Raw genomic sequence first — 24,619 nt, 5'->3', positions numbered from 1 at the left:
ACCAGAGGATCGCCCCGGTTCTGCGTCCAGTGGTCTCGAGGCTCCTCGCTGGGGCTCGTCGCTCCTCGCCGGCGAGGAGCCGCTAGCAGCCCGGCGGCAGCGTGGCGTCGTTGCGGGCCGCGTTGCCGTAGCGACGGGCGGCGCTCACGTTCGGCAGCACGATGCTCGCGCCGCCGACGTTGCCGATCCGGCCGGGCACCACGCAGGTCGTGATGCGGCCCGGGTCCACGCGGGCGACGAGCTGGGCGAGCCGGAACAAGGTGGCCGGCCCCTCCCCCGTGGCCATGTGCTGGAGCACGCTCATCACCCCGCGCTCCATGAACCCGGGGCGGCCCGACTGCGAGGCCACCCGGGCCTGGATGCCGCGCAGGACCCGCTGCTGGTTGGCCGAGCGGGCGAAGTCGCCCCCGGCCAGGGTCTTGCGGATGCGGGCGAAGGCCATGGCGTGGTAGCCGTCGAGGCGGATCCGGCCCGCGGCGAAGCCCTTGGGCTTGAGGTTCTCGTCGGAGAAGCGTCGGGGGTTGGAGACGGTGATGCCTCCGATGTCGTCGACCATGTCCTCGAAGAAGGGGAACCGGGTGACGAAGACGTAGTCGGGCGTGATCCCGACGAGGTTGCCGACGGTCCGGCCGAGCAGCTGCGGGCCCCCGTAGACCATCGCGGAGTTGACCCGACCACGACCGTGACCGGGGATCGGCACCCAGGAGTCGCGTGGGATGCCGATCGCGGTCGCCGCACCGGTCCGCGGGTCGATGCCGACCAGCTGCAGCGCGTCGCCCCGGGTGCGGGTCATCGACTGTCCCGGGCGCGCGTCCGATCCCACGGCCAGGATCCACACGGTCCCGCGCCCGGCATCGAGGCCCTTGGCGTGCCGCATGCCGACGAGCACGGACTCCTCGGGGGCGACCCCGGAGTCCGGCACGACGGCAGCGGTCGTGGCCAGGACCGCCGCCAGTGCGGCCGTCCGCGCCGTACTCCGCCAGCCGCGCCGTGCCGTGGCCCTCATCGCTTCTCCTTCTTCCCGGCCGCCTTCTTCCCGGCCGCCTTCTTCGAGGGGGTCTGCCAGGGGCCCTGGGTCACGTCGAACCCGAACACCTTCCAGCCCCGGTCGAAGGTCAGCAGCAGCCGTCCCTCCACGCGGATCCGCTTCTTGACCTCGCCACTGGTGCGGTAGTCCATCCGGGTGCGCGCGGTGACCGCACGGGCGACACCGCGGGTGCCGAGCACGTCGACCGCCACGCGACGCCGCAGCGGCACGAGGTCGTCGATGCGGTCGCCCAGCCGGGCGCTGGTCATCAGGTCGCGCTGGCGCCAGGCCTGGGCCGCGGCCACCTTCGTGAAGCCGGGGAACGAGCCCTGGTAGCGCCGGCGGGGGTAGTCGCCCTCGACGAACGCCGCGTCCCACCACCGGTCGACCACGGCGGCGACCCGCCGGGCCACCTGGCGGTGCTGCTGCGGCGAGATCCGCCCCACCCGGGCGCCGGTCACCACCGACGTACGCACAACCTGCTCCCCGCGGTCGGCGGCCCGGGACCCGGCCGCACCCGAGCGGCCCTGTCCCTCGGGCGTGTCGCCCGCCGTGCAGGCCCCCAGCGGCGCGACCAGCAGCAGGCCCGCCGTGGTGGCTGCGACCAGGTGTCGACGGCGGGGCCGCGACCGGTAGCGGTCGTGCACGGGTGCTCCTTCGGGGTGCTCGGGGCCGGAACTGGCCCGACGGGGTGTGGTGTCCACGACACCCTGCCCGAATACCGTCCCTGTCCTGGGTATTTACCCCGGCGGGGGTCTAGCCTGGGTGATCGCAATTCCCACCCTCGCGCGCTCATCTGAAAGAGGCGAATCAAGCCGTGCCGCAGTCCCCTGGCAGCTCCTCCTCCACCGGCTCCCCCGAGGTCGCGAACGACTTCGGTGCCAACGAGTGGCTCGTGGAGGAGATGTTCGACCAGTTCCAGAAGGACCCGAGCAGTGTCGACCCGGCCTGGGCGGCCTTCTTCAAGGCCCAGGACGGCGGCCGCGGCGCGAGCAACGGCACCGGCTCGAACGGCAGCGCCACGAAGCCCGAGGCTGGGAAGGCGAAGGCCGAGCCCGCCAAGGCCGAGCCCGCCAAGCCCGCCGCGGCGAAGCCCGAGGAGCCTGCGAAGGCCCCCGCACCCGTCGCCAAGCCGCGCCCGGTGAGCAAGGCCGCCGAGGTCAGCAAGGGCACGTCCTCGCCGATGCCCAAGGAGACCAAGCCGGCGGCGAAGGCCGAGGCCAGCGACGAGCCGACGTACACCGTCCTGCGCGGCGCACCGGCCCGCACCGCCCAGAACATGGACGTCTCCCTCACCGTCCCGACCGCGACCTCGATCCGCTCGGTGCCGGTGAAGCTGCTGTGGGACAACCGCACGGTCATCAACAACCACCTCGCCCGCGCCCGCGGCGGCAAGGTCTCCTTCACCCACCTGATCGGCTACGCGCTGGTCAAGGCGTTGAAGTCGATGCCGGAGATGAACAATTCCTTCGCCGAGGTCGAGGGCAAGCCCAACCTGGTCACCCCCGCCCACATCAACCTCGGGCTGGCCATCGACATCAAGAAGGGCGAGACCCGTCAGCTCCTGGTGCCCAGCATCAAGGCCTGCGAGTCGATGGACTTCGCCGGCTTCTGGACCGCCTACGAGGACGTCGTCACCAAGGCCCGCGACGGCAAGCTCACCGTGGCCGACTTCCAGGGCACCACGATCAGCCTGACCAACGTCGGCGGCCTGGGCACCAACCACTCGGTGCCGCGCCTGATGACCGGTCAGAGCGCGATCATCGGCGTCGGCGCCATGGAGTACCCCCCCGAGTGGCAGGGCGCCTCGGAGGAGGCCATCGCGCGCAACGCGATCTCCAAGGTCATGACCCTGACCTCGACCTACGACCACCGCGTGATCCAGGGCGCGCAGTCCGGTGAGTTCCTCAAGCGGGTCCACCAGCTGCTGCTGGGCCAGGACGGCTTCTACGACGAGATCTTCCGGTCGCTGCGGATCCCCTACCAGCCGATCCGGTGGGGCGCGGACATCGCGACCTCCCACGACGACGAGATCTCCAAGCAGGCCCGGATCCTCGAGCTGATCCACGCCTACCGCGTGCGCGGCCACCTGATGGCCGACACCGACCCGCTGGAGTACCGCCAGCGCACCCACCCCGACCTGGAGATCGAGAACCACGGGCTGACCCTGTGGGACCTCGACCGGGAGTTCGCCACCGGCTCGTTCGGCGGCGAGGGCCGGCGGTTCATGAAGCTGCGCTCGATCCTCGGCATCCTGCGCGACTCCTACTGCCGCACCACCGGCATCGAGTACATGCACATCATGGACCCCGAGCAGCGCCGGTGGCTCCAGGAGCGCATCGAGCAGCCGCACGTGAAGCCGCCCCGCGAGGAGCAGCTGCGCATCCTGCTCAAGCTCAACCAGGCCGAGGCGTTCGAGACCTTCCTGCAGACCAAGTTCGTCGGCCAGAAGCGCTTCTCCCTCGAGGGTGGCGAGACGACCGTCCCGGTCATCGACGAGATCTGCGAGGCCGCCGCGGAGGCCGGTCTGGACGAGGTCACCATCGGCATGGCCCACCGCGGCCGGCTCAACGTGCTGGCCAACATCGTGGGCAAGAACTACTCCCAGATCTTCCGGGAGTTCGAGGGCAACATCGACCCGCGCACCGTGCAGGGCTCCGGCGACGTGAAGTACCACCTCGGCGCCGAGGGTGAGTTCACCGCCGAGACCGGCTCGACGGTCAAGGTCTCGGTGGCGGCGAACCCCTCGCACCTCGAGGCGGTCGACCCCGTGCTGGAGGGCATCGCCCGCGCCAAGCAGGACGTGCTCGACCGCGGCCAGGAGTTCCCGGTCCTGCCGCTGCTGGTCCACGGCGACGCGGCCTTCGCCGGCCAGGGCGTCGTCGCGGAGACCCTCAACCTCTCCCAGCTGCGCGGCTACCGCACCGGCGGCACGGTCCACGTGATCGTGAACAACCAGGTCGGGTTCACGACCTCCCCCGGCTCCTCGCGCTCTTCGCTCTACTGCACCGACGTCGCCCGGATGGTCCAGGCGCCGATCTTCCACGTCAACGGCGACGACCCCGAGGCCTGCATCCGCGTGGCCCGGCTGGCCTTCGAGTACCGCCAGGCCTTCCACAAGGACGTCGTCATCGACCTGGTCTGCTACCGCCGCCGCGGTCACAACGAGGGTGACGACCCGTCGTACACCCAGCCGCTGATGTACGACCTGATCGAGCAGAAGCGCTCGGTGCGCAAGCTCTACACCGAGTCCCTCATCGGACGTGGCGACATCACGATCGAGGAGGCCGAGCAGGTCCTCAAGGACTACCAGCAGCAGCTGGAGCGGGTCTTCACCGAGGTCCGCGAGGCCACCAGCCAGCCCTCGGGCTGGACCACGGTGCCCGACTACCCGGACAAGCCGTCCGGTGAGACGCGGACCGCGGTCGACCTCGAGGTCCTCAAGCGGATCTCCGACGCCTACGTCACCCCGCCCGAGGGCTTCACCGTGCACCCCAAGGTGATGCCGCAGCTGCAGCGTCGCGCCACCTCGATCACCGAGGGACCCATCGACTGGGGCACCGGCGAGATCCTCGCCTTCGGCTCGCTGCTGATGGAGGGTCGCCCGGTCCGCCTCGCCGGTCAGGACTCCCGCCGCGGCACCTTCGTCTCGCGCTTCGCCACGATCATCGACCGCAAGAACGCCGACGAGTGGACCCCGCTGTCCTCGCTGACCGAGGACCAGGCGAAGTTCTACATCTACGACTCGCTGCTCTCCGAGTACGCCGCCCTCGGCTTCGAGTACGGCTACTCCGTGGCCCGCCCCGAGGCGCTGGTGCTCTGGGAGGCGCAGTTCGGCGACTTCGTCAACGGCGCCCAGACCGTGATCGACGAGTTCATCACCAGCGGCAAGACCAAGTGGCGCCAGGACTCCGGCGTCGTGCTGCTGCTGCCGCACGGCTACGAGGGCCAGGGGCCCGACCACTCCTCGGCCCGCATCGAGCGGTTCCTGCAGATGGCCGCCGACGAGGCCTTCGTGGTCGCCCAGCCCTCCACGCCGGCCTCCTACTTCCACCTGCTGCGTCACCACTCGCTGGGTGAGGAGCACCGCCCGCTGATCGTGTTCACCCCGAAGTCGATGCTCAAGCGCAAGGAGGCGGCCTCGACCCCCGAGGAGTTCACCTCCGGCTCCTTCCGTCCCTTCATCGGCGACGGCGAGGCGGACCCGCAGAAGGTCGACACCCTGCTGCTGTGCAGCGGCCGGGTGACGTGGGACCTGATGGTCGACCGGGCCAAGCGCGAGAACCCCGAGCGGTTCGCCATCGCCCGGATCGAGCAGCTGTACCCGCGGCCGCTGGACGACATCAAGGCCGAGATCGCCCGCTACCCCCACCTCAAGGAGGTCCGGTGGGTGCAGGACGAGCCGCGCAACAACGGCCCCTGGCCGCACTACGCGCTCAACGCCTGGTCCGAGGTCGACGCCACCGTCGTCCCGGTCACGCGGGCGGAGTCCTCGTCCCCGTCGGTCGGCACCGTCAAGCGGCACCAGGCCGAGCAGAAGGACCTGCTCGACCAGGCCTTCGCCTGACGGGGAAAGTCGATGTACTTCACCGACCGCGGCATCGAGGAGCTCGTCTCCCGCCGGGGTGATGAGGAGGTGACCCTGGGCTGGCTGGCCGAGCAGCTCCAGGCGTTCACCGACGTCCACCCCGAGCACGAGTCGGCCGTGGAGCGGCTCGCGACCTGGCTGGCGCGGCTGGACGACCCCGAGGACTGACAAGCACGGCCTTGACGACGCCTGGACCCGTGACGAGAACCTGTTCTCGTCACGGGTCCTCTCGTTCTAGGGTGCTGGGCATGACCTCGCTGGACCCGACCCCCGACGCCGGCACGCCGACCTACCCGCCCGCCCCGTGGACCATGGACGGCCAGCTGTGGCTCTCCCTGTTCCGCGTCGGCCACGACGTCGACGAGCGCCGTCCCCGGGGTGTGTACGGCGTCGCGCTGGTCTCCTACGAGGAGCCCAGCCCGCTCACCTACTCCGAGCTGCTGGTCGCGCGGGTCGTCAAGGACCCGGTCAAGGCGGTGTCGATCACCGACATCTGGGTCGACTCCCCCGCCTCGGTCGCCGGCGGACGCGGCCTGTGGGCCATCCCCAAGGAGCTCGCCGACTTCCGTCGCACCAGCGAGCGGGGGACGGTGCGCGAGCGCACGTCGTGGTCGGTCGACGTGGACGGCCGGCCCGTGGTGCGCGCCCGCTTCACCGACGCCTCGCACGTCGTGCCCCGGGTGCGGTTCAAGGGCGCCACCTGGCAGCCGCCGATCGACGACCACCGCGACCCCGTCACCGCCACGCTGACCGGGTCGGCCAAGGCCGCACCGTGCCGCTCCGCCTGGGAGGTCGCACCCGACGGACCACTGGGCTGGCTGGCCGGTGCCCGTCGTCTGGCGTCGTTCCGCCAGACCGGGTTCCGGATGACCTTCGGCTAGTCCGGCTCGTCGACGGTCGCCGGCGGGTCGTGCTGCTCGGCGGCCCGCTTCGCCGCGTCGCGGATCTCGAACACCTCGGTGGCCAGGCCGCCGATCGCGCCGGCGACGTCCTTGACCGCGCCCGTCAGGATGCCGGCGACCTCGCCCACCGCGTGGGCGGTCGCCTCGACGGTGCTCTGCACCGCGTCCTTGCCGATCTCCGCCTTGCTGATCCGGTCCTTGCCGGTGGGGCCGCTGGTCATGGGGACAGTCTGGCCCGCCGCGGGGCGGCGGGCCAGGTGTCGTGCCTCACGGACCCGTGCACCCGCGCGCTCAGGCGGCCGCCGCGGCCGCGTCGGCGGCCGTGGACGGGGTCGCCTGCGGCGTACGACGCCCGGGGAGCGCGAGCCGGCAGATCTTGGCGAAGACGCTGCCGACCTGCTTGTGCAGCGGGCCGGTGTTGTAGGGCAGCCCGTAGCGCTCGCAGATCTCCTTGACCTCCGCGGCGACCTCCGGGTAGCGGCGGGCCGGGAGGTCCGGGAAGAGGTGGTGCTCGATCTGGTGGGACAGGTTGCCGCTCATGATGTGGAAGAGCGGGCCACCGGAGATGTTGGCCGAGCCGAGGACCTGGCGGTAGTACCAGTGTCCCCTGGTCTCGCTCCGCTCACCGTTGGCGTCCTCGCCGTCCAGGCACTCCTCCTGGGTGAACGTCTCGACGCCGGCCGGGAAGTGGCCGCAGAAGATGATGTTGAAGGCCCACACGTTGCGCACGAGGTTCGCCACGGTGTTGCCGGCGAGGGTGAGCGGGAACAGCGGCCCGGTGAGCGCCGGGAAGAGGACGTAGTCCTTCAGCGCCTGGCGGCGGATCTTGCGCAGCAGCCCGGGGTAGAGCGGCTTGTTGTCGGCCAGGCTGCGCTTGCCGGACACGATGTTCTCGACCTCGAGGTCGTGCAGGGCCACGCCCCACTCGAAGAGCATCATCAGCGCGAACGCGTAGACCGGGTTGCCCAGGTAGTAGGGCCGCCACTTCTGGTCCTCGTCCATGCGCAGGATCCCGTAGCCGATGTCGCGGTCCTTGCCGAGGATGTTGGTGAAGGTGTGGTGGATGTAGTTGTGGGAGTACTTCCACTGCTCACCGGGGCACACGGTGTCCCAGTCGAACATCCGCGAGCTCAGGCCGGGGTCGCCCATCCAGTCGTACTGGCCGTGCATCACGTTGTGGCCGATCTCCATGTTGTCGAGGATCTTCGACACCGAGAGGGCGGCGACGGCCAGCGGCCAGGCCGGCGGCAGGTAGAACATCGCGCGCCCCGCGACCTCGAGCCCGCGCTGGTACTTCACGACCTTGCGGATGTACTCCGCGTCGGCCTCGCCGAGGTCGGCGAGGACGCGCTGGCGGATGGCGTCCATCTCCTCGCCGAACGCCTTGAGCTGCTCGGCGGTGAGCGGGACCTTGCGGGAGACGGGTGCTGCCTGGGTGATCGTCATGAGGGTGCTTCCCTTCGGTGCGGAGGGGTGTGCCTGGGGTGGGTGGTCAGAGGTCGACGACGCAGTCGCCGACGGGCGAGGTGACGCAGACGCGGATCTCCTCGTCGGGCAGCGAGGACTCCTCGCCGGTGAGGACGTTGCGGACGGTGCCGCTGGACTTGGTGGCGGTGCAGGAGAAGCAGATGCCCATCCGGCAGCCGGAGGTCGGGCGCAGGCCCAGGGCCTCGGCCTGCTCCAGCAGCGTGGCGCCGGTGTTGGCGGCCTGCTCGCCGGAGCGGGAGAACGCCACGTCGCCCTCGGCGGCGCCGGAGGGGACGACGCTGGCGACGTTGAACAGCTCGGTGCGCAGCCGGGTGGAGTCGGCGTACGCCTCGCGGACCAGGTCCAGCATCGGGGCCGGCCCGCAGGCCCACGTGTCGGTCTCGGCGTAGGCCGGCACGAGGCGGCGCAGCTCGAACTCGCTGAACACGCTGCCGTGACGCAGCACGACGTCGACGTCGTTGTCGCCCGCGGCGATCTCGGCCAGCTCGTCGGCGAAGATCTGGTCCTCGGCCGAGCGGGCGTAGTGCAGGAACGTGACGCGGCGCCCGGCGCGGCCGTCGTACCCGTCGCGCAGCAGGGTGCGCAGGATCGACATCGCCGGGGTGATGCCCGAGCCGCCGGTGACGAAGAGCAGGTGGTTGTTGGTCGGGGTGGCCGGGCTCTCCTCGAGGACGAAGTCGCCCTCCGCCTGCGAGAGGTGCACCAGGTCGCCGGGCTGCGCCCGCTCGACCAACCAGCGCGAGACCGACTGCCCGGGACGGGCCTCGCCCTGGGCACGGACGGTCAGGGTGATCGTCTCCCCCGGCAGCGAGGCCGCGGAGGAGATGGTGAAGCAGCGGGTGGTCCGGCGGCTGCCCGGGAGGTCGACACCGACCTGGACGTACTGCCCTGCGCGGTGGCCCCGCCACGTGCTCGTCGGCTGCAGGGTGATCGTCGCGACCGGGTGCTCGCCGCCGGTCTCGCGGTGGACCGAGAGGACCTGCGCGCGGACCTCCCGCGCCGCCCACATCGGGTTGATCTGCTCGAGGTAGCGGTCCACGCCGTGCGGGGAGGTGAGTGCGGCCATCGCGCGGGAGCGGAGGATGGTGCCGGCGAAGCTCATGACATCTCCTGTCGTGGGTGAACGTCTGTGCACTCAATGGTGGTGGAGGTCGGAACCGAAGGTCAAGGAGACGTCTGGTGACACCGACCACCTCGCCTCGTGATCGTGGACACACGTGCACTGACTGGGGCGGGACCCCACCCCGATACGCTGGCCCCGTGAGCGAGACCCGCCCCGAGAGCCGACTCGAGCGCAAGCAGCGCACCCGGCGAGCGATCCTCGACGCGGCGCTGGAGCTGTGCGAGGACTCCAGCCTGGTGGCACTGTCGCTCCGCCAGGTCGCGGGCCGCGTGGGCATCGTGCCGACCGGGTTCTACCGGCACTTCGAATCCATCGAGTCCCTCGGCATGGCACTCGTCGACGAGTCCTTCGCGTCGCTGCGCGCCATGCTCCGCGACGTACGCCGCATGGACAGCGAGCCCGGTTCCTACGCCGGGATCGTGGACCGCTCGGTGGAGATCCTGGTCGAGCACGTCGCCCGGCAACGAGCCCACTTCGCCTTCATCGCCCGGGAGCGGACCGCCGGTCCGCCGGCGGTCCGCGACGCCATCCGCCACGAGATCGACCTGTGCGAGCGGGAGCTGGCCACCGACCTGGCCCGCCTGCCCGGGACCGATGCCTGGAGCGGCGAGGACCTGCGGATCCTCTCCAACCTCATCGTGCACGCCATGGTCTCCACCGCCGAGGCGCTGATCGCGGCCGCGGACCGACCGGCGCTGGCCCAGCAGATCGCCGACACCGCCCGCACGCAGCTGCGGATGGTGATCATCGGGGCGCTGCAGTGGCGCTCGCGCCCCTCGACGTAGCGCTCGGGCTCAGCGCGGCTTGACCGTGAGGTCGGGGATGGTCGCGTCGCCGGGCAGGTCCAGCACGTGCAGGACCGCCGCGGCGACGGTGCTGGGCTGCACCCAGTCGTCGGCGTCGTACTCCTTGCCCTCCTGGGCGTGCACCTTCTCCTGCATCGGGGTGGCCGTCCGCCCGGGGTAGACCGAGCTGACCCGGACCCCGTGCCCGGCCTCCTCGCCGCGCAGGGAGTCCGCGAAGGCCCGCAGGCCGTGCTTGGAGGCGGCGTAGGCCGACCACTGCGGGTGCGCGAAGAGCCCGGCGCCGGAGTTGACCAGGACCACCGTGCCCCGGGCCGCGCGCAGCGCCGGCAGCGCCACCCGGGTGAGCACGGCCGGAGCGACCAGGTTGACCTGCAGCTGCTCGGTCCAGGCCTGCACCGACAGGTCGGCGACCGCCCCGAGCTCGACCACCCCGGCGGCGTGGACGACCGAGTCCAGCCGTTCCGGCAGGTCCAGCGACTCGGCCGTCGCCGGTGAGGCGAGGTCGGCGACCAGCGTGCGGGCGCCGGGCAGCGCGGCTGCCATCTCCTCGGCCCGCTGCGCCGACCGCGCGACGACGAGCACGTCGTCACCGCGCTCGAGCAGGGCCCGGGCCACCAGCTCCCCGATGCCCGAGCCGGCTCCTGTCAGCAGGTGGGTACGCGTCACCGGGTCAGGACGATCTTGCCGAAGACGTCGCCCTCGACGATGGCGGAGAAGCCGTCCGCGGCCTGCTCCATGGGCAGGGTGCGGTCGACCAGGGGGCGGGCACCCGTGGCGTCCAGGAGCGAGACCAGCGAGGCCAGCTCGTCGCGCGTGCCCATGGTGGAGCCGACCACCGAGAGCTGCAGGAAGAAGATGCGGGTCAGCTCGGCGTCGTCGAGCTGCGGGCCCGAGGTGGTGCCGGAGATGACGATCGCGCCCCCGGGGCGCAGCGAGCGGATCGAGTGCGACCAGGTCGCGCGTCCCACGGTCTCCATCACGGCGTCGACCTTCACCGGCAGCCGGGCGCCGGACTCGAAGACCTCGTGGGCGCCGATCTCCAGCGCTCGGGCACGCTTGGCCTCGTCGCGGCTGGTGGCCAGCACCCTGAGCCCGGCGGCGCGGCCCAGGATGATGCAGGCCGTGGCGACGCCCCCGCCGGCACCCTGGACCAGCACGGTGTCACCGGCCTTGAGGCCGCCCCGGGTGAAGAGCATGCGGTACGCCGTCAGCCAGGCCGTCGGCAGGCACGCGGCCTCCTCGAAGGACATCGACGCCGGCTTGGGGACCACGTTGCGGCGCGGCACGACGACCTTGTCGGCGAAGGTCCCCTGGTGCTTCTCCGAGAGCAGCGAGCGTCGCGGGTCGAGGGTCTCGTCACCGGTCCACGACGGGTCGCTGACCACGGCGTGCACGACCACCTCACGACCGTCCTCGTCGAAGCCGGCGGCGTCGCAGCCCAGGATCATCGGCAGGGACTCCTCCTTCAGCCCGACCCCGCGCAGCGACCACACGTCGTGGTGGTTGAGCGAGGCCGCCCGCACGGTGACCGTGGTCCACCCGTCGGGGGCCACGGGGTCCGGGCGCTCCCCCACGCGCAGCGCGGAGAGCGGGTCCTCGGAGGAGAAGGAGTCGGCGTAGACGGCGAACATGGGACCGACGCTACCCAGCCGCGGTCAGCGCCGCGCCACCCCGTCGCGCCGTGCGGCCTCGGCGACCGCCGAGGAGACCGCACCGGGGACACGGGGGTCGAACGGACCGGGGATGACGTAGTCCTCGCGCAGGTCGTCGCCGACGAGCTCGGCCAGCGCGGTGGCCGCCGCCAGCTTCATGCCCTCGGTGATCGCCGTGGCGTGCACGTCGAGGGCGCCGCGGAAGATGCCGGGGAAGGCCAGCACGTTGTTGATCTGGTTGGGGAAGTCCGAGCGACCGGTGGCCACGATGCGCGCGTACTTGTGCGCGATGTCGGGGTGCACCTCGGGGGTCGGGTTGGCCATCGCGAAGATGATCGCCTCCGGAGCCATCCGGGCGACGTCCTCCTCCGGGATGGTGCCGCCCGAGACGCCGAGGTAGACGTCGGCCCCCTCCAGCGCCTCGGCGAGGGTCCCGGCGCGACCGCAGCGGTCGGCGGTGATCTCGGCCAGCGCCTTCTTGACCGGCGTGAGGTCGTCGCGACCGGAGTGCACGACGCCCTTGCGGTCGGTGACCGCGATGTCCTCGATGCCGGCCTCGATCAGGATCTTGGCGATCGCCACGCCCGCGGCGCCGGCGCCGGAGATCACGACGCGGGTGGTCGCGTGCTCACGACCGGTCAGCTTCAGCGCGTTCTGCAGGGCTGCCAGGGCGACCACGGCGGTGCCGTGCTGGTCGTCGTGGAAGACGGGGATGTCCAGCCGCTCCTTGAGCCGGTCCTCGATCTCGAAGCAGCGCGGGGCGGAGATGTCCTCGAGGTTGATGCCGCCGAAGCTGGGCGCCATCCGGGCGACGGTCTCGATGATCTCGTCGGTGTCGGTGGTGTCCAGGCAGATGGGCACCCCGTCGACTCCGCCGAACTGCTTGAAGAGCACGGCCTTGCCCTCCATCACCGGCATCGCCGCTGCCGGGCCGATGTCGCCGAGGCCGAGGACGGCCGTGCCGTCGGTGACCACCGCGACGGTGTTGGGGACCCAGGTGTAGTGCTGGGTCATCGCAGGGTCGGCCGCGATCGCCTCGCACACCAGGGCCACGCCCGGGGTGTAGGCCAGCGAGAGGTCCTCCTTGCCGGTCAGCGGCGTCGAGGCGATGCCCATCTTGCCGCCGACGTGGAGGTCGAAGACGGGGTCGCCCTCGTGCGGGTGGTGGGCGGCACGGAAGGGCTGCGGGGTGTTCGGCGACTCGGACACGGCGGGCAGTCTGGCACAGCAGCACGGCCCCCTCGGGGGGCGTCTCGGGGTGCGATGGATCACAGCCGGCGCGGTCGCGGCCAGAGCCTGGCCACCACCACGGCGCGCACGTTCTGCTCCGGCACCGGCCCCCGGTGCCGGGAGTCCACGCCGACCGACGGGTCGTCGCTGAGCAACCACCACCCCGCGGCCCCGCTCGCCGTCGTACGCCGCTCCACGGCCCGCTTCACCGCGACCGTGCCGTCGGCCAGCTCCCCGACCACGAGGTCGCCCGGGGCCGGCGCCCGGTCGTAGCGCAGCAGCAGCAGGTCACCCTCGTGCAGGGTCGGGGCCATCGAGGCCCCCCGGACCCGGGCCGTCCCCCACCGGTGCCCCGCTCGGGAGCTGCCCCGGGAGGGTGCCCAGGAGGGTGGTCGTCGTCGCCGGGGTGCGTGCACGAGAGTAGTGTCCCAAGCGTTCGACACGGACGACCCGACGAGAGGATCCGCATGTTCGCGAAGCTGTTCGCCCCCACGATCGAGGTCTCTGCCCACTGCGACCTGCCGTGCGGTGTCTACGACCCCGCCCAGGCCCGCATCGAGGCGGAGTCGGTGAAGGCGATCATCGCCAAGGCCAACGACAGCGACGACCCCGACTTCAGGACCCGCGCGGTGCTGATCAAGGAGCAGCGCTCGGAGCTGGTCAAGCACCACCTGTGGGTGCTGTGGACCGACTACTTCAAGCCCCCGCACTTCGAGAAGTACCCCCAGCTGCACACGCTGGTCAACGAGGCGACCAAGCTCGCCGGCGCCGGCGGCACCAAGGGCACGATGGACGCCGAGGCGGCCGACCAGCTCCTGGCCAAGATCGACCAGATCGCCGAGATCTTCTGGGAGACCAAGAAGGCCTGAGTCGCGCCCGCGACAGGTCGGCCGGTCCCCACGGGGGCCGGCCGACCACCCCCGCCCACCTGCACCCCGAGGACTGCCGCATGACACTGCCCGGTCAGACCGACCTGCTCGGTGATCGCCCCGACGTCGAGCTGCGCCTGCCCGCCGACGGCGCCTACGTCTCGGTCCTGCGCACCCTCACCGCCGGCCTGGCGGCCCGGCTCGACTTCACCATCGACGACATCGAGGACCTCCGGATGGCGGTCGGCGAGGCGTGCGCGATGGTGCTGCCCGAGGCCGATCCCGGCTCGGACCTCACCGGTCGCTTCGCCCTCGCCCCCGGGCGGCTCACGGTCGCGGTGGCCGTCCGGGCCTCGCAGCCCTCGCCGCCGGACCACGACTCCTTCGCCTGGCAGGTGCTCACCACCCTGGCCAGCAGTGCCACCGTGAGCACCACCGAGGGCGAGCTCGTCGTCACGCTCGTGATGACCCCCGACCTCGCCCCGGGCGCCTGAGCATGTCCGCGGCCCCTGGCCAGGACCGACCGGCCACCCCGCTGCCCGAGGTGGCACTGCCCGAGGTGCCCGACCCGCCCGAGCCCGCCGACCTGCGTCGCCAGGGCATCGAGGAGACCCGGCGACGCAGCGCCGAGCTCTTCGTGGAGTTCCTCGACGAGGACGCGTCGGCGGCCAGCCGGGAGGCGGCGCGCGACGCCCTGGTGCGTCTGCACCTGCCGCTGGTCGAGCACTGCGCCCGCCGGTTCCGCAACCGCGGCGAGCCGTTCGAGGACCTCGTCCAGGTCGGCACGATCGGCCTGATCAAGAGCGTCGACCGCTTCGACACCGGCCGCGGGGTGGAGTTCTCGACCTACGCCACGCCGACGATCATCGGCGAGATCAAGCGCTACTTCCGCGACAAGGGCTGGGCCATCCGCGTGCCCCGTCGGTTGCAGGAGCTGCGCATGCAGATCGGCACGGCCACGGCCGAGCTGACCCAGTCCCTCGGGCGCTCCCCCACGGCCGCCGAGCTGGCGGGTCACATCGGCTGCACCGTGGAGGAGATCGTGGAGGGCATCGAGTCCTCCAACGCCTACTCCACCCTGTCCCTGGACGCCTCGGACGACTCCGACGACGGCGCCGCCTCGATGCTCGACGCACTCGGCGAGGTCGACGCGGGGCTCGAGCACGTCGAGGTCCGCGAGTCGATCAAGCCGCTGCTCGACCAGCTCGACGCCCGGGAGAAGAAGATCCTGCTGCTGCGGTTCTTCAAGAACATGACGCAGAGCCAGATCGCCGAGGAGATCGGCGTCTCGCAGATGCACGTCTCCCGGCTGCTCAACCGCACCCTGGAGCAGCTGCGCACGTCGCTGCAGAACGCCGAGTGACGCCTCGGCGGTCCCCCCACCCGGTCTAGGCCTGCGGGTCCTCCTCCGGCAGCGTCCCCAGCGCCCGCATCGTGTCGGGGTGCAGCATCCCGGCCAGCGCGACCAGGCCGCAGCCGACCAGCACGAGCGCGACGAGCGGGGCGTCCTTGAGGTTCCAGGCCAGGCCCAGCGCAATGAGCTGGGCCAGCAGCAACGGGCCGCGCGCCCACGAGGCCAGCCGCAGCAGCCCCCACGCGCAGCCGAGCACCGCTGCACCGGTGAGCGCGAAGAAGATCGCGGTCGAGACACCCAGCGACAGCCGCTCGCTGTCCACGCTCGCCGTCTCCAGCGCCGCGAGCAGCAGCAGCACCAGCCCCTCCAGGCCGGCCAGGCTGGCGGCCACGACCAGCGGAGCGGGTCGGGGGTCGCGGCTCGGGTCGGTCTGGTCGGCGGCGTCCACGAGGGGAGAGACTAGTCTTCGGGCCATAGCACGCCTCGCACGCCATCTCCGCGAAACACCGCTGTGACGTAAGAAACCACTCCGGAGGGCGTCAGGGTCTTGTTTAGCGATCCAATCCTTGCCACGCTGGTCGCTGCGCTCGAGGTTGAGTCAACTCCTGCATGCCCACCGGCGTGCCCACGACCACCCGGCGACAGCGCCGCAGGCCCTGCCACCCCTGGCTTGCCCGGACGTAGAAGGAAAGAGGGATATCCCAGCCATGGATTGGCGCCACCGTTCCGCCTGCCTCGACGAGGACCCCGAGCTCTTCTTCCCGATCGGCAACACGGGTCCTGCGATCCTCCAGATCGAGGAGGCCAAGCAGGTCTGTCGTCGCTGCGACGTGCGCGAGCAGTGCCTGCAGTGGGCCCTCGAGGCCGGCCAGGACCACGGTGTCTGGGGTGGCCTCAGCGAGGACGAGCGCCGGGCGCTGAAGCGGCGTACGTCGCGCGCCCGCGTCCGCACCGCCTGATCGCCCCCGGGCCCTCAGTCCAGGGGCAGGTCAGTCCAGGGGCAGGTCGATGCCTGCGCGGGTCCCTCCCCCCTCGGCCGGCCCCAGCGTGAGCCTGCCCCCGAGCTCGGACTCGACGAGGGTCCGCACGATGGACAGGCCCAGGTTGGTCGACCCGTCGAGGGTGAAGCCCTCGGGCAGCCCCCGACCGTCGTCGACCACCGCGACCTCCAGCCGCCCCGCTCGCCGGCCCACCTCCACCGTGATCGTGCCCCCCGCGGGCTCGCCGGGGGCCGCGGCACCGCTGTCGGCGGCGGTGTCGGCGTCGTAGCCGTGCTCCACGGCGTTCTGCAGCACCTCGGTCAGGACCATGGCCAGCGGCGTCGCGGTCTCCGACGGGAGCCGCTCGAAGGAGCCCTGGCGACGGATCCGCACCCGTCCGGTGGTCGCGGTCACCTCCGCGACCATGCCGCAGAGCCGGTCGGTGATCTCGTCGAAGTCGACGTCCTCCTCGACGGCCTGGCTCAGGGTCTCGTGGACGATCGCGATCGACCCGACACGTCGCACGGCCTCCTCCAGCGCCGACTTGGCCTCGGGCGCCTCGATCCGCCGGGCCTGCAGGCGCAGCAGCGCGGCCACCGTCTGCAGGTTGTTCTTCACCCGGTGGTGGATCTCGCGGATGGTGGCGTCCTTGGTGATCAGCTCCCGGTCGCGGCGACGCAGGTCGGTGACGTCGCGCACCAGGACCAGCGCGCCGATGTGCTCCCCCTCGGGACGCAGCGGGATCGAGCGCGCGATGAGCGCGACGCCGTCGGTGGAGAACTCGGTGTCGCGGTGGGCTCGTCCGCCCATCACCGCGCTCAGCGTCTCCTCGTCCGGGCGGCGGCGCGAGGGCACCAGCGAGCGGGTCAGGTCCACGAGCCGGTGCCCGGCCAGGTCGCCGTGCAGCCCGAGCCGGCGGAACACCGACTGCGCGTTGGGGCTGGCGTAGACGACCCTGCCCTCGGCGTCGACACGCACGAACCCGTCACCCACCCGCGGGGAGTCGGCGTGGTCGCTGCGCTGCCCGGTGGCCGGGAAGTGGCCCGCGGCGATCATCCGGGTCAGGTCGGCCGCCGTCTGGAGGTACGACAGCTCCAGGCGGCTGGGCGTGCGCACGCCCAGCAGGTTGGTGTTGCGCGCGACCACGGCGATCACCCGGCCGCCGTGGCGCACCGGGATGGTCTCCACGCGGACGGGCACCTCGTCGCGCCACTCCGGGTCGCCCTCGCGCACCAGGCGCCCCTGCTCCAGGGCCTGGTCGAGCAACGGGCGGCGCCCGACCGGCACGAAGGTGCCGATGACGTCGTCGACGTACGCCGTCGGTGCGGTCGTGGGCCGCATCTGGCCGGCGGCCCAGAACCCCGAGCCGCCCCTGTCGGGCAGCCACAGCACCAGGTCGGCGAAGGAGAGGTCGGCGATGATCTGCCAGTCCGCCTGCAGCAGCTGCAACCACGCCACGTCGGCCGCGTCGAGGTCGGTGTGGCTGCGGACGAGCTCGGTCAGCGAGGTCACGGGAGCGAGCCTAGGACCGTGCTGGCGCGGGCCGAGGACCGAGGTTCGCGATGTCGGGCCCGGGTGGCAGGATTCCTCCCATGACGGGGAGCGTCTCGGGGAGCTACTGGAAGCAGGTGCTGGCCGACGACATGGCCGTACCTACCGACCGACCGCTCGGTGATCTGACCGCCGAGCTGACCGGGATGCTCGGCGACCCCGACCCGGTCCTGCGCGACGGCACCGCGTTCCCGACCCTGGCCACCTGGGTCTCCCGCGGCGTCTACGACGACCTGCTGGGCGGTCTCGGCGACGGCATGGCCGCCGGGCTCTCGACCGGCCTCGGCGCACGCGGGGACGACTCGGTCTTCCGTCGCTCCTTCTCCGCACTGGTGCTCGGCGCCTGCGTGGCTCGCGACAACCAGCGGCCCCTGGTGCCCGGCGGGAAGATCCTGGAGTGGGGCGACCGACTGGCGACCTGGCTGCTGCGCGAGGAGGACCTGCGCGGCTTCGTGCCCGGCAAGGGGTGGGCGCACGCGGTGGCCCACGGGGCCGACGCGCTGGGCACGCTCGCCTGCTCCCCGCACCTGCACACCCCCGAGCTGACGGTCCTGCTGGACGTGGTCGCCGACCGGCTGCTGCTGCCGACGACCACCTCGTGGGGCAGTGGCGAGCCCGACCGGCTCGCCCTCGCGGTCGTGCAGGTGCTGCGCCGCGACCTCGTGCCGTTCTCGGTCGTCGAGCCGTGGGTCAACCGCATCGCCGCCGCAGCCACCCACGGTCCCGGTGAGGACGCCGACCCCTACGCCCGCTCGGCCAACCCCGAGGCGTTCCTGCGGGCCCTCTACCTGCAGCTGGCCATCGGCCCCCGGCCCCCGGCGGTGCGCAGCGACCTGCTGCTCGTCCTGGTCGAGGCGCTGCGTCGCTCCAACCCCTGGACCCTGGCGCCCGACGCGCACTGAGCTCTCCCCCGTCGGCGGTGACCGCCGGGTAACGTGCGCCACATGACGCAGCTCGAGGGCCATGCCGGTGCGCTGGCCGTCGCCGTGGCCCGTGCCCACGGCGTGGAGACCATGTTCACCCTGTCCGGGGCCCACGTGTTCCCGATGTACGACGGCGCGGTGCAGGCCGACCCGCCGATGCGGCTGCTCGACGTGCGGCACGAGCAGACCGCGGCCTTCGCCGCCGAGGCGACCGGCAAGCTGACCCGGGTGCCGGGGCTGGCGGTGCTGACGGCCGGGCCGGGCGTGACCAACGGGGTCAGCGCCATCGCCCAGGCCCAGTTCGCCGGCTCCCCCATGGTCGTGGTCGGTGGCCGCGCCCCGCAGAACCGCTGGGGCACCGGCTCGCTGCAGGAGCTCGACCAGCCGCCGATCCTGGCGCCGGTCTCCAAGCTCGCGCGCACGATCCCCACGGCCGGCGACGTGCTCGACGGCATGCACGAGGCCTTCACCGTGGCCCGGTCCTCGCACCGCGGACCGGTCTTCGTCGACGTCCCGATGGACGAGTTCTTCAACGCCTCCGCCGGCGAGGTCGCCCCCGGTGGCCCCGCCCGCGGTCAGGACCCCGACACCGACGCGCTGGAGACCATCGCGGACCTGCTGGTGGGGGCCTCACGCCCGGTGCTGGTGCTGGGCACCGACGTCTGGGCCGACGGCGCCGAGGAGGCCGCGCTGCGCCTGGTCGAGGAGCTCGGCCTGCCCGCCATCACCAACGGCATGGGCCGCGGCATCATCCCCGGCGGGCACCCGCTGCTGGCCACGAAGGCCCGCGGCCAGGCCCTCGGCACCGCCGACCTCGTGGTCGTCGTCGGCACCCCGCTGGACTTCCGGCTGGGCTACGGCGTCTTCGGCGGCAAGGACGGCGCCGAGCCCGCCCGGGTCGTGCACGTGGCCGACTCCGCCGACCAGGTCAGCGGGCACGCCACGCTGGCAGCCTCGGTCGCCGGCGACCTGACCGCCTGCCTCGACGGCATCCTCGAGGCGGTCGACCGCCGCGGCCGCACGTCGTACGCCGGGTGGAGCACGAGCCTGCAGGAGACCGCCCGCGCCGCGGCCGAGCGCGACGCCGCGCTGCTGACCGCGGAGGCCGATCCCATCCACCCCGCCCGCATCTACGGCGAGCTGGTGCCCCGCCTGGCCGACGACGCCGTGGTCATCGGCGACGGCGGGGACTTCGTGTCCTTCGCCGGCAAGTTCGTCGAGCCCAAGCGTCCCGGGGGCTGGCTGGACCCCGGCCCCTACGGCTGCCTGGGCGCCGGACTCGGTGCCGCGATCGCGGCCCGCCTGGCCCGTCCCTCGGCCCAGGTCGTGCTGCTGCTGGGCGACGGCGCGGCGGGCTTCTCCCTCATGGACGTCGACACCCTGGTGCGGCACGGGCTGCCGGTCGTCATGGTCATGGGCAACAACTCCGCGTGGGGGCTGGAGAAGGGCCCGATGCAGATGCTCTACGGCTACGACGTGGCCGCGGACCTGGCCAAGCAGACCCGCTACGACGAGGTGGTCAAGGCCCTCGGTGGTGCCGGGGAGAGCGTGACCGACCCGCGGCAGATCGGGCCGGCCCTGGACCGTGCCTTCGCCTCGGGTGTGCCCTACCTGGTCAACATCATCACCGACGTCGACGCCGCCTACCCGCGCAACACCTTCGGCATCTGACCGCTGGCCCGTGCTCATCCGACCGGCCGCCCCGGCCGACCTCGCCGCCGTCGGCGAGGTCACCGCGGCGGCGTACGCGCCCTTCACGCTCGGCCCCGACGACCCCTACGTGGCCCGCCTGCGCGACGCCGCGTCCCGGGCCGAGCAAGCCGAGCTCTGGGTCGCCGTGACCGACGACCCGCACGGCCCTGGCGAGGTCCTCGGCAGCGTCACGACCTGCCCGCCGGGGTCGCCGTGGCGGGAGATCGCCGAGTCCGGCGAGGGCGAGTTCCGGATGCTCTCGGTCGCCCCGGGCGCCCAGGGGCAGGGGGTCGGCTCGGCTCTGGTCGAGCACGTCCTGGACCACTACCGCCGTGACGGCGCCCGCGCGGTCGTGATGTCCTCGCTGGTGGAGATGACCGCCGCCCACCGGCTCTACGCCCGGCACGGCTTCAACCGGCTGCCCGAGCGGGACTGGAGCCCCGTCCCCGACGTCCACCTGATCGCCTTCGGCACGACCCTGGGAGGGACCGCATGACCGACCGGACCGACCTGACCGCGACCCTGCGCTTCACCGTGGGCGAGGACGACACGGCCCAGGCCGTCGGCTCCGGTGACCTGCCGGTGCTCGGCACGCCGCGCCTGCTGGCCTGGCTGGAGGCCGCCACCTGCGCCGCGCTCGCACCGGACCTGCGTGACGGCGAGACCAGCGTCGGGACGCGGGTGGAGCTCGAGCACCAGGCGCCCACCCCGCTGGGCGCGGTGGTCGAGGCCGCTGCCTCGGTCACCCACGTCGACGGGCGGCTGCACCGGCTCACCGTGAGCGCTCGGCACGCCGCCGACACCCCGGCTGGCCGCCCAGGCAAGGTCGTCGCGACCGGCGAGGTGACCCGGGTGGTGGTCGACGCCGAGCGCTTCATGGGCCGCCTGGCCGGGTCCTGAACCCCGACCTCGATTTCCCGTGGGCTCCCGGTCCTGGGAGACTGGCCGCTGGCCTGTGCACGGGCCGACGACTATTCCGAGGAGATCACCATGGGCAAGACCGGTCGCAAGCGCCGCGCTCGCAAGAAGAAGGGCGCGAACCACGGCAAGCGCCCCAACGCCTGAGCGAGGTCCAGCACCTCCGCGTCAGACGCGCCGAACCCCCGGAGCCCACAGGGCCCGGGGGTTCTTGCGTGTGCGGGGACTCAGGTCTCGCTGATCCGGATCTGGACCTCGCGCACCCGCATCATCACGCGGGCGCGCAGGTCCTCGGGCGCGGACTCCGAGCACGAGCGGGCGACGATGGACTTCACCGTGCGCTGCAGGTCGTACTTCTCCAGGCAGGGGTTGCAGGTGTCGAGGTGCATCCGCACCACGGCACAGTCGGCCTCGTCGAGCTCGTTGTCGAGGAAGTAGACGATGCGCTCGAGGAAGTCGGCGCACTCGCTCTCGCTCGGGTCGTGGTCATGGTGGTGGGTGTGCTCGGTCACGACCCCTCCCCAGGCAGGCTCGAGGCGGGCAGCAGGTCGTTGGCCCGCACGTAGTCGGTCAGCATGTCGCGCAGCTGGCGGCGGCCGCGGTGCAGCCGCGACATCACCGTCCCGATCGGCGTCTCCATGATCTCGGCGATCTCCTTGTAGGCGAACCCCTCGACGTCGGCGAGGTAGACCGCGAGGCGGAACTCCTCGGGCAGCCGCTGCAGCGCGTCCTTGACCTCGCTGTCGGGCAGGTGCTCGAGCGCCTCGGTCTCGGCGGACTTCAACCCCGTCGAGGAGTGCGACTCCGCGCGGGCCAGCTGCCAGTCCTCGACGTCCTCGGACATCGACTGCTGCGGCTGGCGCTGCTTCTTGCGGTAGCTGTTGATGAAGGTGTTGGTGAGGATCCGGTACAGCCACGCCTTCAGGTTGGTGCCCGGCTTGAACTGGTGGAAGGAGGAGTACGCCTTGGCGAACGTCTCCTGCACCAGGTCCTCGGCATCGGCGGGGTTGCGGGTCATCCGCATCGCCGCCGAGTACAGCTGGTCCAGGAAGGGCAGCGCGTCGCGCTCGAAGCGGGCGGACCGCTCGGCGTCGGTCTCGGTCGCGGGGTCCACCGGCTCGTCCGGCAGCAGGCTGTCAGTCATCGTGCCCCAGCCTAGCCCCGGTTCGGTCGGGACGACCCGCTCGTCGGTGCGTTCCAGCAGTGCCATCACGAGGGGCACAACGTCCCCGGCGTACGCGGGCATTCCCGCGCCCCTCAGCCGGCCCGGCAGCCCGCCCGTCAGTCGGGGAGCACCTCGCGCACCAGCCACTCGAGCGTGGCCTCGACCAGCAGGGCCATGGCGTCGTCCTCGGTGAGGTCGCCGCGCTTCGGGACCTTGAACCCGTGGTCGGCCCCCGGCACCACCGCGAGGTGCACCTGGTCGGGCAGCGGGTCGGGGAACTCCTCGGGGCGCCCCATCGTGTCCCGCTCCCCCTGGACGACCAGGGTCGGGACCCCGGCACCCTCGAGCTCGGCCAGCCTCGACTTCTCCGGCTTGCCCGGCGGGTGCAGGGGGAAGGCCAGCGCGAGGCAGCCGTGGGCGCCGAGGTCGGCGGCGCAGCGCGCGGCGGACCGGGCGCCCGCGGACCGGCCACCGACGACGAGGGGGTGTCGTGACCCGAGCGCCGCGGCGGCCGCACGCAGCCCGGCGTCCAGGGTCGGCGGCGGGGTCGCCACCTTGCGTCCGGCCACGCGCCAGGGCTGCTCGAACCGCGCCACGGTGATGCCCTGGCGGGGCAGGTCGGCCGCGAGGGCCTCGAGGTCGCGGGTGTCGATGCCCACGCCCGCGCCGTGACTGAGCAGCAGCGTCGCCGAGGCGGTACGGGCGCGCTGGACCACGAGGCGCCCCGGGCCGTGCGGGGTCTCGACGACCTTCTCGGTGGTGCTCACAGCTCCCCCTCCAGCGGCAGCGGCTCCACCAGCTCGGGGCCGTTGTTGCGGACGTTGCTGACCAGCGTCGACACCGGGAACGCCTCGAGCCGTCCGGGGGCGGCGGGGGCGAGCAGCCGGAGGAGGTCACCGGCCTCGACGGTCGGGTCGAGCCAGTCGGCCCAGCGCTCACGCTCGACCATCATCGGCATCCGGTCGTGGATGTGGCCGAGGTCGTCCTCGGCGTCGGTGGTGATCACCGTGCAGGTCCAGCGGAAGCGGTGCGGGTCGTCCTCGTCGCGGGTCGGGTCGCGCCAGATCTCGTAGAGACCGGCCATCGCGAGGACCCCCTGGTCCTTGGGCCGGATGAAGAACGGCTGCTTGCGCGGCTTCCCCGCCTTCGTGAGCTGCTCGGTGGGGTACCACTCGAAGTACCCGTCGGCCGGGAGCAGGCAGCGGCGCTTGGCGAAGGCCCGCTTGTAGGCCGGCTTCTCGGCGACGGTCTCGGCCCGGGCGTTGATCATCCGGTTGCCGATCGAGGGATCCTTGGCCCACGACGGCACCAGGCCCCACTGCAGCACCCTCAGCTGGCGCTCGGCGGTGGGCCGCTCCTCGCCCTTGGGCGGCCGCTCGAGCACGGCGTACACGTCCTTGGTGGGCGCCACGTTGTAGTCGGGCTCGAGAGCGGCCTCCAGCATCGGCTGGTCCACCTCGAACTCCTCGACGAGGTCCTCGGGCCTGCGACTGGAGGCGTAGCGACCACACATGCGGGTCAGCCTAGGGGCGAGCGGAGCGGGCAGCCGGGGTGGTCGGGACCGGTGGGTACGTACAGGGACGGACCGAACGGGCCCGGACGCACACGCGCCAAGCCTGGGACGCGCTCTCCGAGGACCGTTCGGTCCGTCTGGCTGCGAAGGCCGCGAGCACCTGCCGCGGTGCGCGGCAGCCACCCTCCCTACGCGCCGTCGAGACGCTCGAGCAGCAGCACGAGCTCCAGCTCCCCCTCCGGGAGCGGGTGCACGCGGGTGGTGACGTCGTACCCGTCCTCCAGCAGCAGGCGCCGCAGCAGGCCGACCAGTCCCTCGAGCCGGCGGTCCTTGTGCGCCAGCACCACGACCCGCCCCGAGGCGGTGTGGGCGACGGTCTCCTCCCCGAAGACCACCCGGACCCGCTCGCCCAGGGCGGCGCCCCACAACGCCGCCCTGAGCGAGTCGGAGTCGTGCGCCGGGCGGTCTCCCTCCGTACCGCCCGGCGACACGACGACCAGGGCATGGGCCTGCGCGAGGTCGAGACCCGCGCGCCGCTGCTCGGCCAGCCTGGTCCGCAGGTGGGCCGTGGTCGCGAGACCCGTGAGCGGGTCCTCGCAGGTGAGCCGGTGCAGGTGCCCGAGGGTGGTGTCGGCCCAGCCCTCCACGAGGGCCTCCACCTCCTCGGTACGAGGCTCCCGACCCCGTGCCTGCTCCTCGGCCCGCAGGGTGCGCAGCGCCTCTCCCACGCTCGCACCGTCCCGCGCCAGGCGGCGACCGACGTCCCGTGCGTGCTCGAGCGACGTGGGGCCCGGCGCCGGGCGGCGCAGCAGGTCTGCCAGCCTTCCCATCCGGTCCT

General features: G+C 72.3%; 29 protein-coding genes. 13 read left to right on the top strand and 16 right to left on the bottom strand.

Going from position 1 to position 24,619, the window contains the following annotated elements; all coding sequences use genetic code 11:
- Positions 1-82: 82 nt before the first annotated feature.
- Positions 83-1,006: an LCP family protein gene (locus tag BKA05_RS05620; RefSeq protein WP_179530551.1), complete on the bottom strand. Its 924-nt coding sequence runs from the start codon at positions 1,004-1,006 to the stop codon at positions 83-85.
- Positions 1,003-1,674, bottom strand: a complete 672-nt coding sequence (locus BKA05_RS05615) for a hypothetical protein (protein ID WP_179530550.1) — start codon at positions 1,672-1,674, stop codon at positions 1,003-1,005. Before BKA05_RS05615 ends, BKA05_RS05620 begins: the two co-directional genes overlap by 4 nt.
- 170 nt (positions 1,675-1,844) lie before the next feature.
- Here BKA05_RS05615 and BKA05_RS05610 point away from each other — a divergent pair, with 170 nt between their 5' ends.
- From BKA05_RS05610 to BKA05_RS05600, 3 genes are all read left to right on the top strand, one after another.
- Complete coding sequence (locus BKA05_RS05610; protein ID WP_179530549.1) at positions 1,845-5,594, top strand: multifunctional oxoglutarate decarboxylase/oxoglutarate dehydrogenase thiamine pyrophosphate-binding subunit/dihydrolipoyllysine-residue succinyltransferase subunit; 3,750 nt, start codon at positions 1,845-1,847, stop codon at positions 5,592-5,594.
- Between the two features lie 12 nt (positions 5,595-5,606).
- Positions 5,607-5,783, top strand: coding sequence for a DUF6104 family protein (locus BKA05_RS05605; RefSeq protein ID WP_179530548.1), 177 nt, complete (start codon positions 5,607-5,609; stop codon positions 5,781-5,783).
- Positions 5,784-5,863: 80 nt separating this feature from the next.
- A complete protein-coding gene (locus tag BKA05_RS05600; protein ID WP_179530547.1) occupies positions 5,864-6,496 on the top strand; it encodes an acetoacetate decarboxylase family protein in 633 nt (210 codons plus the stop codon).
- On the opposite strand, the gene BKA05_RS05595 is transcribed toward BKA05_RS05600, so the two are convergent.
- The 3 genes from BKA05_RS05595 to BKA05_RS05585 form a co-directional block, all read right to left on the bottom strand.
- Positions 6,493-6,738, bottom strand: coding sequence for a hypothetical protein (locus BKA05_RS05595; protein ID WP_179530546.1), 246 nt, complete (start codon positions 6,736-6,738; stop codon positions 6,493-6,495). The two genes, BKA05_RS05600 and BKA05_RS05595, sit on opposite strands and share 4 nt — an antisense overlap.
- 70 nt (positions 6,739-6,808) lie before the next feature.
- The gene (locus BKA05_RS05590; RefSeq protein ID WP_179530545.1) at positions 6,809-7,963 is read right to left on the bottom strand and encodes a fatty acid desaturase family protein; all 1,155 of its coding nucleotides are present in this window, start codon (positions 7,961-7,963) and stop codon (positions 6,809-6,811) included.
- 46 nt (positions 7,964-8,009) lie between these two features.
- Entirely contained in the window at positions 8,010-9,107 is a 1,098-nt protein-coding gene (locus BKA05_RS05585) for a ferredoxin reductase (RefSeq protein ID WP_179530544.1), read from the bottom strand.
- Positions 9,108-9,265: 158 nt separating this feature from the next.
- On the opposite strand from BKA05_RS05585, the gene BKA05_RS05580 reads away from it, so the two are divergent.
- Positions 9,266-9,913, top strand: coding sequence for a TetR family transcriptional regulator (locus BKA05_RS05580; RefSeq protein ID WP_179530543.1), 648 nt, complete (start codon positions 9,266-9,268; stop codon positions 9,911-9,913).
- 9 nt (positions 9,914-9,922) lie between these two features.
- Here the strand turns inward: BKA05_RS05580 and BKA05_RS05575 are convergent, their stop codons facing one another.
- The 4 genes from BKA05_RS05575 to BKA05_RS20000 all read right to left on the bottom strand — a co-directional run bounded on the left by BKA05_RS05575 (position 9,923) and on the right by BKA05_RS20000 (position 13,232).
- Positions 9,923-10,600, bottom strand: coding sequence for an SDR family oxidoreductase (locus tag BKA05_RS05575; RefSeq protein ID WP_179530542.1), 678 nt, complete (start codon positions 10,598-10,600; stop codon positions 9,923-9,925).
- Positions 10,597-11,565 carry a zinc-binding dehydrogenase gene (locus BKA05_RS05570; protein WP_179530541.1) on the bottom strand — a complete coding sequence of 323 codons (969 nt, stop codon included), beginning with the start codon at positions 11,563-11,565 and terminating at the stop codon, positions 10,597-10,599. The genes BKA05_RS05575 and BKA05_RS05570 overlap by 4 nt, the downstream gene beginning before the upstream one ends.
- A gap of 24 nt (positions 11,566-11,589) precedes the next feature.
- Entirely contained in the window at positions 11,590-12,702 is a 1,113-nt protein-coding gene (locus BKA05_RS05565; protein ID WP_179533010.1) for an NAD(P)-dependent malic enzyme, read from the bottom strand.
- Positions 12,703-12,854: 152 nt separating this feature from the next.
- Positions 12,855-13,232, bottom strand: a complete 378-nt coding sequence (locus tag BKA05_RS20000; RefSeq protein ID WP_343045534.1) for a S24 family peptidase — start codon at positions 13,230-13,232, stop codon at positions 12,855-12,857.
- A 51-nt stretch (positions 13,233-13,283) separates the two neighbouring features.
- Here BKA05_RS20000 and sodN point away from each other — a divergent pair, with 51 nt between their 5' ends.
- The 3 genes from sodN (at position 13,284) to BKA05_RS05545 (ending at position 15,048) form a co-directional block, all read left to right on the top strand.
- The gene (sodN, locus tag BKA05_RS05555) at positions 13,284-13,685 is read left to right on the top strand and encodes a superoxide dismutase, Ni (RefSeq protein ID WP_179530539.1); all 402 of its coding nucleotides are present in this window, start codon (positions 13,284-13,286) and stop codon (positions 13,683-13,685) included.
- 80 nt (positions 13,686-13,765) lie between these two features.
- The gene (locus tag BKA05_RS05550; protein ID WP_179530538.1) at positions 13,766-14,179 is read left to right on the top strand and encodes an ATP-binding protein; all 414 of its coding nucleotides are present in this window, start codon (positions 13,766-13,768) and stop codon (positions 14,177-14,179) included.
- Positions 14,180-14,181: 2 nt separating this feature from the next.
- On the top strand, positions 14,182-15,048 hold the full coding sequence (locus BKA05_RS05545; RefSeq protein WP_179530537.1) for an RNA polymerase sigma factor SigF: 867 nt from the start codon (positions 14,182-14,184) through the stop codon (positions 15,046-15,048).
- A gap of 25 nt (positions 15,049-15,073) precedes the next feature.
- On the opposite strand, the gene BKA05_RS05540 is transcribed toward BKA05_RS05545, so the two are convergent.
- On the bottom strand, positions 15,074-15,487 hold the full coding sequence (locus BKA05_RS05540; RefSeq protein ID WP_179530536.1) for a hypothetical protein: 414 nt from the start codon (positions 15,485-15,487) through the stop codon (positions 15,074-15,076).
- A gap of 259 nt (positions 15,488-15,746) precedes the next feature.
- On the opposite strand from BKA05_RS05540, the gene BKA05_RS05535 reads away from it, so the two are divergent.
- A complete protein-coding gene (locus tag BKA05_RS05535; protein ID WP_179530535.1) occupies positions 15,747-15,998 on the top strand; it encodes a WhiB family transcriptional regulator in 252 nt (83 codons plus the stop codon).
- 30 nt (positions 15,999-16,028) lie between these two features.
- Here the strand turns inward: BKA05_RS05535 and BKA05_RS05530 are convergent, their stop codons facing one another.
- On the bottom strand, positions 16,029-17,531 hold the full coding sequence (locus tag BKA05_RS05530; RefSeq protein ID WP_179530534.1) for a histidine kinase N-terminal domain-containing protein: 1,503 nt from the start codon (positions 17,529-17,531) through the stop codon (positions 16,029-16,031).
- 80 nt (positions 17,532-17,611) lie between these two features.
- On the opposite strand from BKA05_RS05530, the gene BKA05_RS05525 reads away from it, so the two are divergent.
- The 5 genes from BKA05_RS05525 (at position 17,612) to BKA05_RS20470 (ending at position 21,250) form a co-directional block, all read left to right on the top strand.
- Positions 17,612-18,472 (top strand): DUF2785 domain-containing protein, encoded by an 861-nt coding sequence (locus BKA05_RS05525; RefSeq protein ID WP_179530533.1) that lies wholly within the window; start codon positions 17,612-17,614, stop codon positions 18,470-18,472.
- Positions 18,473-18,514: 42 nt separating this feature from the next.
- Positions 18,515-20,164: an acetolactate synthase gene (locus BKA05_RS05520; RefSeq protein ID WP_179530532.1), complete on the top strand. Its 1,650-nt coding sequence runs from the start codon at positions 18,515-18,517 to the stop codon at positions 20,162-20,164.
- 10 nt (positions 20,165-20,174) lie between these two features.
- The gene (locus BKA05_RS05515; RefSeq protein ID WP_179530531.1) at positions 20,175-20,681 is read left to right on the top strand and encodes a GNAT family N-acetyltransferase; all 507 of its coding nucleotides are present in this window, start codon (positions 20,175-20,177) and stop codon (positions 20,679-20,681) included.
- Positions 20,678-21,085 (top strand): thioesterase family protein, encoded by a 408-nt coding sequence (locus BKA05_RS05510; RefSeq protein ID WP_179530530.1) that lies wholly within the window; start codon positions 20,678-20,680, stop codon positions 21,083-21,085. Before BKA05_RS05515 ends, BKA05_RS05510 begins: the two co-directional genes overlap by 4 nt.
- Before the next feature lie 90 nt (positions 21,086-21,175).
- Positions 21,176-21,250, top strand: coding sequence for a 50S ribosomal protein bL37 (locus tag BKA05_RS20470; RefSeq protein ID WP_369759046.1), 75 nt, complete (start codon positions 21,176-21,178; stop codon positions 21,248-21,250).
- A gap of 80 nt (positions 21,251-21,330) precedes the next feature.
- On the opposite strand, the gene rsrA is transcribed toward BKA05_RS20470, so the two are convergent.
- The 5 genes from rsrA to BKA05_RS05485 all read right to left on the bottom strand — a co-directional run bounded on the left by rsrA (position 21,331) and on the right by BKA05_RS05485 (position 24,611).
- Positions 21,331-21,615 (bottom strand): mycothiol system anti-sigma-R factor, encoded by a 285-nt coding sequence (gene rsrA, locus BKA05_RS05505; RefSeq protein WP_179530529.1) that lies wholly within the window; start codon positions 21,613-21,615, stop codon positions 21,331-21,333.
- Positions 21,612-22,247: a sigma-70 family RNA polymerase sigma factor gene (locus tag BKA05_RS05500; protein ID WP_179530528.1), complete on the bottom strand. Its 636-nt coding sequence runs from the start codon at positions 22,245-22,247 to the stop codon at positions 21,612-21,614. Before BKA05_RS05500 ends, rsrA begins: the two co-directional genes overlap by 4 nt.
- 137 nt (positions 22,248-22,384) lie before the next feature.
- Complete coding sequence (locus tag BKA05_RS05495; protein WP_179530527.1) at positions 22,385-23,035, bottom strand: alpha/beta family hydrolase; 651 nt, start codon at positions 23,033-23,035, stop codon at positions 22,385-22,387.
- Positions 23,032-23,781, bottom strand: a complete 750-nt coding sequence (locus BKA05_RS05490; protein WP_179530526.1) for an SOS response-associated peptidase — start codon at positions 23,779-23,781, stop codon at positions 23,032-23,034. Before BKA05_RS05490 ends, BKA05_RS05495 begins: the two co-directional genes overlap by 4 nt.
- A 188-nt stretch (positions 23,782-23,969) precedes the next feature.
- Entirely contained in the window at positions 23,970-24,611 is a 642-nt protein-coding gene (locus tag BKA05_RS05485) for a hypothetical protein (protein ID WP_179530525.1), read from the bottom strand.
- Positions 24,612-24,619 lie beyond the last annotated feature (8 nt).

The organism is Nocardioides marinus, assembly GCF_013408145.1.
Lineage (GTDB): Bacteria > Actinomycetota > Actinomycetes > Propionibacteriales > Nocardioidaceae > Nocardioides > Nocardioides marinus.
This window is presented reverse-complemented; position numbering and strand designations above follow the sequence as displayed.